The organism is Pseudomonas sp. (genome assembly GCF_030147005.1).
Lineage (GTDB): Bacteria > Pseudomonadota > Gammaproteobacteria > Pseudomonadales > Pseudomonadaceae > Aquipseudomonas.
In genome coordinates this window covers 1-14,816 of sequence record NZ_JASLAW010000104.1, presented here as the reverse complement: position 1 = coordinate 14,816, position 14,816 = coordinate 1, and the positions used below count along the sequence as shown (strand labels likewise).

9 protein-coding genes and 1 pseudogene are annotated in these 14,816 nt (G+C 59.7%); 5 read left to right on the top strand and 5 right to left on the bottom strand.

Going from position 1 to position 14,816, the window contains the following annotated elements:
• The 3 genes and pseudogenes from Q1V60_RS09810 to Q1V60_RS09800 form a co-directional block, all read left to right on the top strand.
• Positions 1-595, top strand: a pseudogene (locus tag Q1V60_RS09810) (restriction endonuclease); the annotation flags it as partial.
• 376 nt (positions 596-971) lie between these two features.
• The gene (locus Q1V60_RS09805; protein WP_300629766.1) at positions 972-1,328 is read left to right on the top strand and encodes a hypothetical protein; all 357 of its coding nucleotides are present in this window, start codon (positions 972-974) and stop codon (positions 1,326-1,328) included.
• A gap of 70 nt (positions 1,329-1,398) precedes the next feature.
• Positions 1,399-1,896: a GreA/GreB family elongation factor gene (locus Q1V60_RS09800; protein ID WP_300629764.1), complete on the top strand. Its 498-nt coding sequence runs from the start codon at positions 1,399-1,401 to the stop codon at positions 1,894-1,896.
• Here Q1V60_RS09800 and gdhA read toward each other — a convergent pair.
• Both gdhA and ettA read right to left on the bottom strand, forming a co-directional pair.
• Positions 1,893-3,230, bottom strand: a complete 1,338-nt coding sequence (gene gdhA / locus Q1V60_RS09795) for an NADP-specific glutamate dehydrogenase (protein ID WP_300629763.1) — start codon at positions 3,228-3,230, stop codon at positions 1,893-1,895. The two genes, Q1V60_RS09800 and gdhA, sit on opposite strands and share 4 nt — an antisense overlap.
• Before the next feature lie 331 nt (positions 3,231-3,561).
• Positions 3,562-5,226, bottom strand: coding sequence for an energy-dependent translational throttle protein EttA (ettA, locus tag Q1V60_RS09790; protein ID WP_300629761.1), 1,665 nt, complete (start codon positions 5,224-5,226; stop codon positions 3,562-3,564).
• A gap of 286 nt (positions 5,227-5,512) precedes the next feature.
• Here ettA and Q1V60_RS09785 point away from each other — a divergent pair, with 286 nt between their 5' ends.
• Positions 5,513-9,364 carry a bifunctional diguanylate cyclase/phosphodiesterase gene (locus Q1V60_RS09785; protein WP_300629759.1) on the top strand — a complete coding sequence of 1,284 codons (3,852 nt, stop codon included), beginning with the start codon at positions 5,513-5,515 and terminating at the stop codon, positions 9,362-9,364.
• A 229-nt stretch (positions 9,365-9,593) separates the two neighbouring features.
• Positions 9,594-10,847: a serine hydroxymethyltransferase gene (gene glyA / locus Q1V60_RS09780; protein WP_300629757.1), complete on the top strand. Its 1,254-nt coding sequence runs from the start codon at positions 9,594-9,596 to the stop codon at positions 10,845-10,847.
• A gap of 185 nt (positions 10,848-11,032) precedes the next feature.
• Here glyA and yjiA read toward each other — a convergent pair whose 3' ends face one another.
• The 3 genes from yjiA to Q1V60_RS09765 form a co-directional block, all read right to left on the bottom strand.
• Positions 11,033-11,992 (bottom strand): GTPase, encoded by a 960-nt coding sequence (gene yjiA, locus Q1V60_RS09775; protein WP_300629754.1) that lies wholly within the window; start codon positions 11,990-11,992, stop codon positions 11,033-11,035.
• Positions 11,993-12,160: 168 nt separating this feature from the next.
• A complete protein-coding gene (locus Q1V60_RS09770) occupies positions 12,161-12,358 on the bottom strand; it encodes a YbdD/YjiX family protein (protein WP_003176208.1) in 198 nt (65 codons plus the stop codon).
• 15 nt (positions 12,359-12,373) lie between these two features.
• Positions 12,374-14,440: a carbon starvation CstA family protein gene (locus Q1V60_RS09765; RefSeq protein WP_300629751.1), complete on the bottom strand. Its 2,067-nt coding sequence runs from the start codon at positions 14,438-14,440 to the stop codon at positions 12,374-12,376.
• Positions 14,441-14,816: the final 376 nt, after the last annotated feature.

Sequence of the window (14,816 nt, the reverse complement as noted above, 5' to 3'; positions counted from 1 at the left end):
CAGCGCAGCAGGAGAACTGAAATACGTCAGCCAACTCAAGAAGCTCATTGGCGCCCAAATCAGTAAACCAGAAGACGACTTCGTGAAGTTCTTCGCGTCCCGTGTTTATGAAGGAGTAATCACACAGAAAGTTCGCGAGCAGTTTTTCGAGCTGACTCGAAAAGCATTGGCGCAATTTCTGAATGACCAAATAAATGAGCGGCTCAAGTCGGCTATGAGCGGTGCACTTCAGCCGGCGATAGCGTCATTGACTGTCGCGAACAGCGCGAACGCAGGCGTGCAGGATCGAGACGAGGCGGAAGACAAAATTCTGACGACGCTTGAAGAGCTTGAGGGCTATCACATCGTCCGTGCTGTCGTCCGCTCCGTTGTCGATGCAAAACGAATCGTTCAACGCGATACCCAAAGCTATTTTGGGATATTACTGGACGACAACAACCGTAAGCCCATCTGCCGTCTCCACTTCAATCGTAGCCAAAAGTATCTCGGAATATTCGACGAGGGAAAGAATGAAACCCGACACGCTATTTCAACCATCGACGACATTTACGAATACGCCGATCAACTGAAAAAGACAGTGGGTTATTACGAATAATCTACACTTACACCGAAGTCGTTGATAAACCTGTGGCGAGCGGGCTCGCCACAGAGACAATGCAGTCTTAAGCTGCTGGGTCATTGCTTGAGCCATAACCCGGTATCGACAGACATCAAGGTCGCCCGCCAATAATGCAAAGAGGATGAGTCTAGATGGTTCGGGTGCTAAATCCGCTCGCCGCTTTACAGCGAGGTCAGGGAGCCCAGTTCCTGAGATTTAATAGGCAATTCGCTAGAAAGCGTCCTGCAATTTAAAGGGAATCGTCGCTAATGGCTTTTTAACCCAACACCTTTCTTACGCCTCTTTCACGCCCCCCCTACAAATCCCCTTCTACACTTGCTCTATCAGCCGTGAACCGGCCAGGGAGTACGCCATGTGGCGATATGCGGCAGTGCTGGGTGTGGCGTTGTGGTTGTCGGGGTGCCAGACAACCCATCAGGAGTTGCTGGCCAAGGGTTATCCACCCGCCTTCGCAGATGGCTTCGACGACGGCTGCAGCAGTGGGCGCCAGGCCGCTGGGGTAATCAGCGGGGAGTTTCGCAAGAACGTTCCGCGTTATCTGAAAGACCGGCAGTACGCCGAAGGCTGGGAAGACGGTTTCCGCCAGTGCAAAGCCTTGCGTGAGAACGAGGAGCTGCGCAACTACCAGGACAACCGCAGGGACGACCGCGAGCACGAGTGGCAGCAGGAAAAAGACCGCGACGCGGCCAAAGCCTATCGCTCGCAATAGGTCGCTTTCAGACATCCATCGAAACTAAAGCGCGATGAACATGGCCCAAACTCCATTGAGGGAGAATGTCATGAGCCGAGCTTTTGTAAATGAAGACAACGCCGCCGCCCAGGCTGATCAGCCGGTGGAGCGTCAAGTCAGTCAGCAACCCAACCGCCTCACTGCCCATGGGCTGGCCCAATTGCAGGCCAAGGTGGCGCAGTTGCAGCTGGAACACAGCGAAGAATCCGCTAAAGGCGAGCAGGCTGACAAGCAACGCCAGGCCGATCTTGAGCGGGATTTGCGCTACTTCAACCAGCGGGTACAAAGCGCCCAAGTGGTCGCGCCAGCCACCGCTACCGATAAAGTGCAGATCGGCAGTTGGGTGACCTTCGCCAACGAGCAGGACGAACAACAACGCATCCAGTTGGTCGGCGAAGATCAGGCCGATGCCGGCGCGGGCTTGATCAACTGGGGTTCGCCCCTGGGCCGCGCTTTGCTGGGCGCCCAGGTGGGCGATGAGGTGCTGTGGCAGCGCCCCGTTGGCGATCAGTTGATCGAAGTGCTGCGCATCGAGCCCGAGGTTTAGACGATGCCCTGGGCCAGCATCGCATCGGCGACTTTAACGAAGCCTGCGATGTTCGCGCCCTTCACATAGTTGACCCGGCCGTTCTCTTCGCCGAAATGCACACAGGCGTGGTGGATCGACTGCATGATGCTGTGCAGCTTGCTGTCCACCTCACCGGCGGTCCACAGCAGGCGCATGGCGTTCTGCGACATCTCCAGGCCACTCACGGCCACGCCGCCGGCATTGGATGCCTTGCCCGGCGCGAACAGAATGCCCGCTTCGATAAAGATATCCACCGCCTCAAGGGTGGTCGGCATGTTGGCGCCTTCGGCCACGCAGATGCAGCCGTTGCCCAACAGGGCGCGGGCAGCGTCGGCGTCGAGTTCGTTCTGGGTGGCGCAGGGCAGCGCGATATCGCAAGCCAGCGTCCAGGGCGTTTGGCCTTGGCGAAACTCCAGGCCGAAACGCTCGGCCAGCTCGCTGATGCGACCGCGCTGTACGTTCTTTAGCGTCAGCAGGGCTGACCATTGTTCTTCGGTCAAACCGCTCTCGGCATGAAGGGTGCCTTCGGAGTCCGACAGAGAGATCACCAGGCCGCCCAGGTCCATCACTTTGCGCGCCGCGTATTGCGCCACATTGCCCGAACCGGAGATGGCCACGCGCTTGCCTTCGACACGCTGGCCGTCGCGCTTGAGCATTTCTTCGGCAAAATACACACAGCCAAAACCGGTGGCTTCCGGACGGATCAGGCTGCCGCCGTAGGTCATGCCCTTGCCGGTCAACACCGAGGTGAACTGGTTGCTCAGGCGCTTGTACTGGCCGAACAGGAAGCCGATTTCACGGGCGCCCACACCGATATCACCGGCCGGTACATCCACGTCGGCGCCGATGTGGCGGTACAGCTCGCTCATGAATGCCTGACAGAAGCGCATCACTTCGGCGTCGCTCTTGCCCTTGGGGTTGAAGTCCGAGCCACCTTTGCCGCCGCCCATGGGCAACGAGGTGAGCGAGTTCTTGAAGGTCTGCTCGAAGGCGAGGAATTTCAGCACGCCCAGGTTCACCGACGGATGGAAGCGCAAACCGCCTTTGTACGGGCCGATGGCACTGTTCATCTGGATACGGAAACCGCGATTGACCTGGACCTTGCCATGGTCATCCACCCAGGACACCCGGAAGGTAATCGCGCGTTCCGGCTCGCAGATACGCTCCAGAATGCCCGAGGTCAGGTAGTGGGGGTTGGCTTCAAGAAATGGCCACAGACTGCGCAGGACTTCCTCCACGGCCTGATGAAATTCCGGTTGGTCGGGGTCGCGTTTCTTGAGGTGGGCAAGGAAGGATTCGACGGATTCAGTCATGAAAAGTCTCGGCGATTTGATTGTTTTTAAAATGAGATTGGCCGGACTTTATCAATTCGTTTCGCACTGCGACAGGGCAAAATGTCGCTTTTGTGAATTTAAATGGTGCAATAGATATAAATAACTGGCCTTTTTGCCCTCAAACAGGGATTTCAGGCCAAGCCATGCACCAAAGTTAAAACGCCTTCGCGAGCAAGCCCGCTCCCACATATCAAACGCATTCCACGTGAGGGAGCGGGCTTGCTCGCGAATGAATCCAACTCGGTCTAGCTGAAAAAAAGCAAAAAAAACGGAGCCCCGAGGGCTCCGCTTTTTTTCAACTCAACCCGAATCAGGCCAGTTTCTTGTGGCGTACCCGGTGCGGCTGGGCAGCTGCTTCGCCCAGACGCTTCTTGCGGTCCGCTTCGTACTCGGTGTAGTTGCCTTCGAAGAACACCGCCTGGGAGTCGTCTTCGTACGCCAGGATGTGGGTCGCGACGCGGTCAAGGAACCACCGATCGTGAGAGATCACAATGGCGGCGCCCGGGAAGTCCAGCAGGGCTTCTTCCAGGGAGCGCAGGGTTTCAACGTCGAGGTCGTTGGACGGTTCGTCGAGCAGCAACACGTTGCCGCCTTCTTTCAGGGTCAGGGCCAGGTGCAAGCGGCCACGCTCACCGCCGGACAGGTCCTTGACGAACTTCTGCTGGTCGCCACCCTTGAAGTTGAAACGGCCGACATAGGTGCGCGACGGGATTTCATAGTTGCCGATACGGATCTGGTCGGAACCATCGGAAATCTGTTGGAACACCGTCTTGCTGCCGTCGAGGTCGTCGCGGCTCTGGTCCACGCAGGCCAGTTGCACGGTTTCGCCAATCTCGATGCTGCCGGAGTCCGGGGTTTCCTTGCCCATCAGCATGCGGAACAGGGTGGATTTACCCGCACCGTTACCGCCGATAACACCGACGATCGCGCCTTTTGGCATGGAGAACGACAGGTTGTCGATCAACACACGGTCGCCATAGCCTTTGCACACGTTCTTGAACTCGATGACCTTGTCACCCAGGCGCGGGCCGGCCGGGATGTAGATCTCGTTGGTTTCGCTGCGCTTCTGGAATTCCTGCGACTGCATTTCTTCAAAGCGTTGCAGACGTGCCTTGGATTTGGACTGGCGGGCCTTGGCGCCTTTGCGCACCCACTCCAGTTCTTCCTTCATGGCCTTTTCATGGGCCGATTGCTGCTTGGATTCGGCGGCCAGACGGTCGGACTTGGCTTCCAGCCAACCGGAGTAGTTGCCCTCGTAAGGGATACCGGCGCCACGGTCGAGTTCGAGGATCCAGCCGGCGACGTTGTCCAGGAAGTAACGGTCGTGCGTGATCGCAACCACTGTGCCTGGGAAGTCGTGAAGGAAATGTTCCAGCCAGGCGACGGAATCGGCGTCCAAGTGGTTAGTCGGTTCGTCGAGCAGCAACATGTCGGGAGCGGACAGCAGCAGGCGGCACAGGGCCACACGTCGCCTTTCGCCACCGGACAGAAATTCGATCTTGGCGTCCCACGCCGGCAGGCGCAGCGCGTCGGCGGCGACTTCCAGCTGGCGCTCCAGGTTGTGACCGTCGCCTGCCTGCAAAATCGCCTCGAGCTTGGCCTGTTCGGCGGCCAGCTTGTCGAAGTCGGCATCCGGTTCGGCGTAGGCGGCGTAGACCTCGTCCAGGCGCGCCTGGGCATCCTTGATCACGCTAACGGCCTCTTCGACCACTTCGCGCACCGTCTTGGACGGATCCAGCTGGGGTTCCTGCGGCAAGTAGCCGATGTTCAGTTCGGGCATCGGGCGGGCTTCGCCTTCGAACTCGGTGTCGACGCCAGCCATGATTTTCAGCAGCGTGGATTTACCCGAACCGTTGAGGCCGAGCACGCCGATCTTGGCGCCGGGGAAAAAGGACAGCGAAATGTTTTTCAGGATTTCCCGCTTCGGCGGAACAACTTTTCCCAGCCGATGCATGGTGAATACGTATTGAGCCATGGTAAACCTAGCGTCAGTGACTGATGAATTAAGCGGGCGAAGCCCGTGCCAGGCCATGCGCCGCGCGGGCCGTTGATTATCATCAATGCCGGCGAGCGGAAAAAAGCCTGAATGTCTGGGGCTGGAACGCCCCCGCGTAACCGGCAAAGCTACCTGAATGCGCAGGGGCAGTCCAGCCAGGCGGGACTGGCACTTTGCCACAACTCAAGGCATGCTAGCCGCCCTTCGGGCGTCCGGCTTATAGTGCACGTCGCGCGCCAGTCCAGCCAAACCGCAGGATCACAGCTTGTCCAAAGTCACGCCGCCTACTCCCCTGCGCGCCGCTCATATTGCGCCGGGAGCGCCCCTGCACGGCACCCTCAAAGGCGCGTTGGCGACGCTTGTGCTGATGCTGCTCGCGTTATTGTTCTGGCAGCTGCTCGACCAATTGCAGCAAAACCAGAAAAACCAACAGCAATACACCATCGACTACAGCGCCGACCTCGCCGAGCAGATCAGCCAGAATATGGCCCTGAGCGCGCAGATCGCCTTGAACCTGCTGCCGATCGTCGAGCCGCCGCGCAACGCCGAACAACAGCAGGCCCTGATGCGCATGTTGCAGCGCTCGTTACCCGAACTGCGCAGCTTCGCCCTGCTCGCTCCCAGCGGCGCACTGATCAGCGACACCGCCAACGACAGCAAGGACAGCGCCCTGCTCGAAGAACTGGTCAAGCGCAGCCACGCCCAGTCCTATTACCTGAGCAACGACAGCGACGGCACCGTCATCTATCTGTTGCTGCACCAGCCCAGCGGTGGGTCGAAGCTGTATTGGGCGCTGCGCCTGACGCCCACCTACCTGGCCAATTTGACTCGCCAGGACGCCCAGGGCCAGCGCCCGATGTGGGCGATCGAGAACCGCCTGAACCAACGCGTGGTGAGCCGTGACAACGGCATGCCGGCACAGTGGGCCGGTGTGTTGACCCCGGAAGAATTGAACAAAAGTGTACTGGTCACACCGTTGAGCAAAAGCGACTGGCAGCTGCGCGGGCTGTTCGACCGCAGCGCGGTGCTCGAACAACTGCTGCCGGCTTTTATCGGCAAATGCCTGCTAGGCCTGGCTTTTTCGCTGATCCCGGTGATCGTGTTGCTGAACATGCGTCGTCGCCAACGCCAGGTGAATGAAGGCCGACGACGCTATCAGGATATTTTCGAAGGCACCGGCGTGGCCTTGTGTGTACTCGACCTGTCGGGGCTCAAGGCATTCGGCGACAAGACCCAGATGCAGGGCCGCGAACACGTGCACGCCTGGCTGCAGGCCAACCCCGCCGAGCGGCGCAAACTGCTTAAAGAGTTGCGCGTCACCGAGGTCAACCAGATGGCGGTGCGCCTGTTGAACGTCGGCTCCTGCGAGCAAGCCTGGGAGCGCCTGATTGACGATTGCCCGCGCAATGCCACCTCTATCGGCCATCAGGTGCTGGAAGCCGTACTGACCCGGCAAAAACAGCTGGAGCTGGAGATTCAGCTCAACGATGTGGCAGGCAACGAGCAGTACCTGTGGCTGGTGATGCGCTTGCCGGAACAGCAGGATGACGTCAGGGCGGTGATCCTCAGCATCAGCGATATCACCAGTCGCAAGCTGATCGAGCTGTCGCTGGTTGAGCGCGAGAGCTTCTGGTCGGATGTGGTACGCACCGTGCCCGACCACCTGTATGTGCAGGACGCGATCAGCCAGCGCATGATTTTCAGCAACCACCACCTGGGCCACACCCTCGGCTACAACAAGGCCGAACTGCAGAAAATGGGCGAGTACTTCTGGGAAATCCTGCTGCACCCCGAAGACGCCGAGCATTACCACGACTCGCGGCAACAGCAACGCCAGGCCGGTTACACGACCCAACTGCACTGCCAGCTGCGCTTTCGTCACCGCAACAACCAGTGGCGACGCTTCGATATCCGCGAGCAGGCCCTGGCCAGGGACACGGCGGCGGTGGTCACGCGGATCATCGGCGTGGCCAAAGACATAACCGACCAGATCGAGGCCAGCGAATCCCTGCGCGACAGCGAGCAGCGCTACCGCATGCTGGCCGAAAGCATCAGTGACGTGATCTGCTCCACCGACAGCCAACTGGCCCTCAACTACGTCAGCCCATCGGTCAACGCCGTGCTGGGGTATGACGTGGACTGGGTGTTCAAGAACGGCTGGCAGTCGATCATTGCCAACCCGCAACAGCTCACCGGCATTTATGGCTTGGTGGAACAGGTCAGCCGTGCCTTGGGTAACCCCGAGGCATTGAACAGCCTGCGCGATGAGGTGCAAACCCAGCTGTTTCTGTTTGACTGCCTGCGCGCCGACGGGCGCAAAGTGCCGATCGAGCTGCGCGTGGTGCTGGTGTGGGACGAACATGGCGCGTTTGAAGGCATCCTCGGCGTGGGCCGCGACATCAGCCAGCAACGCCGGGCCGAAAAAGACCTGCGCATGGCGGCCACCGTGTTCGAGCACTCCACTTCGGCCATCCTGATCACCGACCCGGCCGGCTATATCGTGCAGGCCAACGAGGCATTCAGCCGGGTCAGCGGTTACGCCGTAACCGATGTACTCGACCAATTGCCGAACATGCTCACCGTCGACGAACAGCAGGAAGCCCACCTGCGTTACGTGCTCAAGCAACTGCACCAGCACAGTACCTGGGAAGGTGAAGTGTGGCTCAAGCGCCGCAATGGCGAGCATTACCCGGCGTGGGTCGGTATCACTGCGGTGTTCGACGATGAAGGCGACCTGGCCAGCTACGTGTGTTTCTTCAGCGATATCAGCGAGCGCAAAGCCAGCGAACAGCGCATCCACCGCCTGGCCTATTACGATGCCCTGACCCACCTGCCCAACCGCACGCTGTTCCAGGACCGCCTGCACACAGCGCTGCAGTCCGCCGAGCGACAGAAGTCGTGGGTGGTGCTGATGTTCCTCGACCTCGACCGCTTCAAGCCGATCAACGACTCCCTGGGCCACGCCGCCGGCGACCGTATGCTCAAGGAAATGGCCACGCGCCTGCTCGGTTGCGTGGCCGAAGACGACACCGTGGCGCGTATGGGCGGCGACGAGTTCACCTTGCTGCTGCAACCGCGCGTCACCCGCGAACTGGCGTTGAACCGAGCGATCTCGGTGGCCGAGCAGATTCTGGCCAGCCTGGTGAAGCCGTTCGTGCTCGAAGGCCGTGAGTTCTTTGTGACCGCCAGCATCGGTATCGCCCTCAGCCCCCAGGACGGTAACGAGCTGAGCCAACTGATGAAAAACGCCGATACGGCGATGTACCACGCCAAAGAGCGCGGCAAGAACAACTTCCAGTTCTACCAGGCCGACATGAACGCCAGCGCCCTGGAGCGCCTGGAGCTGGAAAGCGACCTGCGCCACGCGCTGGAGCAGGACGAATTCGTGCTCTATTACCAGCCGCAGTTCAGCGGCGACGGCAAACGCCTGACCGGCGCCGAAGCCCTGCTGCGCTGGCGCCACCCACGCCGCGGCCTGGTGCCGCCGGGGGATTTCATCCCGGTGCTGGAAGAATTGGGGCTGGTGGTGGACGTGGGTGACTGGGTGATCAGCGAAGCCTGCCGCCAACTCAAGACCTGGCACCAGAACAAAGTGCGGGTGCCGAAAGTCTCGGTCAATATCTCGGCACGGCAGTTCTCCGATGGGCAACTGGGCACGCGCATCGCCACCATCCTCAAGGACACCGGCCTGCCGCCGGCGTGCCTGGAACTGGAGCTGACGGAAAGCATCCTGATGCGCGAAGTCAACGAAGCCCTGCAGATCCTCGCCAGCCTGAAAAACCTGGGCTTGAGCATTGCGGTCGACGACTTCGGCACCGGCTATTCGTCGCTCAACTACCTCAAACAATTCCCCATCGACGTGCTGAAGATCGACCGCACCTTCGTCGACGGCCTGCCCTCCGGCGAGCAGGATGCGCAGATCGCACGCGCCATTATCGCCATGGCTCACAGCCTGAACCTGGCGGTGATCGCCGAGGGCGTGGAAACCCACGAGCAACTGGACTTCCTGCGCGAGCATGGCTGCGACGAGGTGCAGGGTTACCTGTTCGGACGGCCGATGCCGGCGAATCGGTTCGAGGCGCAGTTCAGTAATGATGCGTTGTTCATGTTTGACTGAAACCTCTAGTGAAGGCTTCCCTGTGACGAGGGAGCTTGCTCCCGCTGGGCTGCGCAGCGGCCCCGGAATTTCGGGAGCGCTTCGCACTCCAGCGGGAGCCCTCGCCAGAGGAACCGCCGATCCCCAGGTGAGCCCCACTTGTCCGCGACATGATGTCCTTTCATATGCCATCCAAAACCCATTGGGTTAGAATGCCCTCCTTTTCTGCCCCCGATCCTTGAGGACCGCCATGTTCAGCCGTGATTTGACTATTGCCAAGTACGACGCCGATCTCTTCGCCGCCATGGAGCAAGAAGCCGTGCGCCAGGAAGAGCACATTGAGCTGATCGCTTCGGAAAACTACACCAGCCCTGCGGTGATGGAGGCTCAAGGTTCGGTTCTGACCAACAAGTACGCCGAAGGCTACCCAGGCAAGCGCTACTACGGTGGTTGCGAATACGTCGACGTGGTTGAGCAGTTGGCCATCGACCGTGCAAAAGAGCTGTTCGGCGCCGATTACGCCAACGTCCAGCCCCACGCCGGTTCCCAAGCCAACAGCGCCGTTTACCTGGCCCTGCTGCAAGGTGGCGATACCATTCTGGGCATGAGCCTGGCCCACGGCGGCCACCTGACCCACGGCGCCAGCGTTTCCTCCTCCGGCAAGCTGTACAACGCCGTTCAATACGGCATCGATGCCAACGGCTTGATCGACTACGACGAAGTCGAGCGCCTGGCGGTCGAGCACAAGCCGAAAATGATCGTGGCCGGTTTCTCTGCCTACTCGCAGATCCTCGACTTCCCACGCTTTCGTGAAATCGCTGACAAGGTCGGCGCCTATCTCTTTGTCGATATGGCTCACGTTGCCGGGCTGGTCGCTGCGGGCGTCTATCCGAACCCGGTGCCTTACGCTGATGTGGTCACCACCACCACCCACAAGACCCTGCGCGGTCCACGTGGCGGCCTGATCCTGGCGCGCGCCAACGCCGAGATCGAGAAGAAGCTGAACTCCGCGGTATTCCCGGGCGCCCAGGGTGGCCCGCTGGAGCACGTGATCGCCGCTAAAGCGATCTGCTTCAAGGAAGCGCTGCAACCTGAGTTCAAGACCTATCAGCAACAAGTAGTGAAAAACGCCAAGGCCATGGCCGAAGTGTTTATTGCGCGCGGCTTTGACGTGGTGTCCGGCGGTACTGAAAACCACCTCTTCCTGCTGTCGCTGATCAAGCAGGACATTTCCGGTAAAGATGCTGACGCTGCCTTGGGCAAAGCCTTCATTACCGTCAACAAAAACTCCGTACCGAACGACCCACGTTCGCCGTTCGTCACCTCCGGCCTGCGCTTCGGCACCCCGGCAGTGACCACTCGTGGTTTCAAGGAAGGCGAGTGCAAGGAACTGGCCGGCTGGATCTGCGACATCCTGGCGGACCTGAACAACGAAACCGTGATCGACGCGGTACGTGAGAAGGTCAAGGCCATCTGCAAGAAGCTGCCGGTGTACGGCGCTTGATAGCAGTTGCTTGAATAAAAAGCCCGGCTGAAGAGCTGGGCTTTTTTATGTGTGTTTACATTTGAAGTACGGTCAAAAATGTGGGAACGGGCTTGCTCGCGGAAGCGGTGGATCAGTCAGCTTATTTGTAACTGACACACCGTATTCGCGAGCAAGCCCGCTCCCACATTTGATTGCATTTCAAGTCAGGCTTGATAGACCTTGGCAAAGCCTTCGCGAATTTTGTCTTCCGGCAACTCATCGGCAATAAACACAATCACACTCTCCCGCGCCTCGCCTTCGGCCCATTCGGTATCCCAGTCGAAGCCATAGAGCTTCAACACGCCTTGGAATACCATGCGCCGTTCTTCACCGGCGATGTTCAGCACCCCTTTGTAACGCAGCAATTGCTTGCCGTGGTCTTCCAGCAGTTCGTTCATGAACTCACTGAGGCGGTCGATATCCAGCGGCTGGTCGGTGCGCAGCACCAGGCTCGATATCCGGTCGATGGAAGGTGCCGCGCTGACGGGGCGCAGGCTCATGCCGGCGTTGAGGTTGAAGCCACGTACATCGAGCAGTTCGGCCAGGTCGATGGCGCCATGGTCCACCACCCGAATCGGTGCGCGGCGGTTGATGCGGGTCAGGCGTTCGCTGAGGGCGTCGAACGTGGCATCGTCCACCAGGTCGCGCTTGCTCACCAGCAGCCGGTCGGCAAAGCCGATCTGGGCCTGGGCGATGGTCTGGGTCAGGTGATGCTCGGCGTGGGCCGCGTCCACCAGGGTGATGATGCCGTCGAGGATATAGCGTTCGCGCAGCTCCTCGTCGATGAAAAACGTCTGCGCCACGGGTGCGGGGTCCGCCAGACCGGTGCACTCGATCACCAGGCGGTCAAAGGCGATCTCGCCGCTGTCCAGGCGCTCAAGCAGCAAGTACAGGGCCTTGGTCAAATCGGTGTGGATGGTGCAGCACACGCAGCCATTGGAAAGGGTCATGACTTGCACCGGCTCTGCCCCCAACAGTTGGGTATCGATGCCGGCGTCGCTGAATTCGTTTTCGATCACGGCGATCTTCAAGCCGTGCTCGGCCTTGAGCAGATGGCGCAGCAAGGTGGTCTTGCCGGCGCCGAGGAAGCCGCTGAGGATGGTGACGGGGATGGGAGAGGACACAATATTCTCCTTGAAACATTGAGGACGCAAAAAACTGTAGGAGCGAGCTTGCTCGCGAAGAACGTCAACGATAACGCGTGCTGTCTGGATGCACGTGGTGTCCTTGCGTTCTTCGCGAGCAAGAGCCAGGCGCCCCCTCGCGCCTACAGGTAAAGCAGGTTGATCAAACTAGCAGCACTTGGGCCCACCCTTGCCACCGTAACGGGCTTCCTGGCGCTCCCGGAAGAACGCCTTGTAGTCCATCATCGGCTTGTCCGGGTGCTTGGTTTGCATATGCTCGACGTAAGTGTCGTAGTCGGGCATGCCGACCATCAGGCGCGCGGCCTGACCGAGGTATTTACCGAGGCGACTGATGTCATTGAACATGCGTGCAATCCTCGTTTATGCGTCCGGTACAGCCTGGAACGGCGCTTCTTTATCCGTACGCTCTTTGTTGCCCCAGGCGGCAATGCCGACCTTGAGCGCATAGAACAGGATGCTGAATACCACGAACAGGAACAGCGCCGTCAGCGTTGCGTTGGTGTAGGCGTTGTAGATCACGTGCTGCATCTGGTCGATGTTCTTGGCCGGGGCCAGGATCTGCCCATTGGCCAGGGCATCGCTGTACTTCTTGGCCAGCGACAGGAAGCCGATCGCCGGGTTGGCGTCGAACAGCTTGATAAAGCCCGCCGTGGTGGTGCAGATCAGCAGCCACACCGCCGGAACCAAGGTCACCCAGATGTAGCGCTGGCGCTTCATTTTGATCAGCACAACCGTGGCCAGCATCAACGCGATACCCGCCAGCATCTGGTTGGAGATGCCGAACAGCGGCCACAGGGTGTTGATGCCGCCCAGTGGGTCGATCACGCCCTGGTACAGCAGGTAACCCCACATCGCCACACAACCGGCGGTGGCGATCAGGTTGGCGGTCCAGGATTCGGTGCGTTTGAGCGACGGCACGAAGGAGCCGAGCAGGTCCTGCAGCATGAAGCGACCGGCACGGGTACCGGCGTCGACCGCCGTCAGGATGAACAGCGCTTCGAACAGGATCGCAAAGTGGTACCAGAACGCCATGGTGTTTTCACCCGGCAGCACACTGTGCAGGATCTGCGCGATCCCCACCGCCAGGGTCGGTGCACCGCCGGCACGCGCCAGGATGGTGGTTTCACCGATATCGTGAGCCACGGCCGACAGCGCCTCGGGGGTGATTGCAAAGCCCCAGCTGCTGACGGTCTGCGCCACGGTAACGACGTCACTGCCCACAATCGCCGCCGGGCTGTTCATGGCGAAATACACGCCCGGTTCGATCACCGACGCGGCAACCATCGCCATGATGGCCACGAATGACTCCATCAACATGCCGCCGTACCCGATGTAACGGGCGTGGCTTTCATTGGCCAGCAGCTTGGGCGTGGTGCCCGAGGAGATCAGCGCATGGAAGCCGGAGACCGCGCCGCAGGCGATGGTGATGAACAGGAACGGGAACAGGCCGCCCTTCCACACCGGGCCAGTGCCGTCGATGAACTGGGTGAGCGCCGGCATTTTCAGGTCGGGCATGGTGACCAGGATGCCGATCGCCAAGGCGATAATGGTGCCGATTTTCAGGAAGGTAGACAGGTAGTCACGCGGCGCCAGGATCAGCCACACCGGCAGCACCGCCGCCACGAAACCATAGCCGATCAGCATCCAGGTGATTTGGATCCCGGTAAAGGTGAAGGCCTTGGCCCACACCGGGTCAGCGGCAATCTGCCCGCCCAGCCAGATCGAACCCAGCAGCAACAGCACGCCGATGATCGAGATTTCACCGATACGGCCCGGGCGGATGTAGCGCATGTAGATGCCCATGAACATCGCGATCGGGATGGTCGCCATCACCGTGAAGATGCCCCTCGGGCTCTCAGCCAGGGCCTTGTCCACAATCAGCGCCAGCACCGCGAGGATGATGATCATGATCAGGAAGCAGCCAAACAGCGCAATGGTTCCCGGAATGCGGCCCATTTCTTCGCGGACCATGTCGCCCAGGGAGCGCCCGTTACGCCGGGTGGACAGGAACAGGATCATGAAATCCTGCACCGCACCGGCCAGCACCACGCCGGCAATCAGCCACAGGGTGCCGGGCAGGTAACCCATTTGTGCCGCCAATACCGGGCCGACCAGAGGGCCCGCGCCGGCAATCGCCGCAAAGTGGTGACCGAAAAGGATGTGTTTGTTGGTCGGCACATAGTCCAGACCATCGTTATTGACTACTGCGGGGGTTGCCCGCCGTGGGTCCAACTGCATCACGTTATTGGCGATGAACAGGCTGTAGTAACGGTACGCGACCAGGTAGATGGCCACCGCAGCAACCACAATCCACAAGGCGTTGATCGCCTCGCCGCGGCGCAAGGCCACTACGCCGAGGGCGCACGCTCCTACGATTGCCAGCACCAGCCAGGGTAGATGGCGTAGCAGGCTATTATTATTTTTCATTTTTATATTCCAGCCAGGTTGGACAGAAAGACAGCCAGGCCGAGTTTAGCGCTGTTGGCCTTAAAGGCCACCCCCCTACGTTGGTCTAGAGCCTTGCCGACGCAAAAAAAGCAGAAATAAATGCCCAATGATGGCGTAGGGCTACAATCCTCGTATTTATAAAGGGCTTCCCCCCCCAGAATTAGCGGGCGCTACTGACTCCCTTAAAACCACCAACCCCAATGTGGGAGCGGGTTTGAACTGGCCTAATGATTTTGGACACTTCATTCGGGCGCTATGATAGCGCCCAAATTTGAGGTGTTTGGATATGCGTAAATCTTATTCGAGTGAGTTCAAGCTTAAGGCCGCCAGCATGGTGTTGGATGAAGGTCAGCCA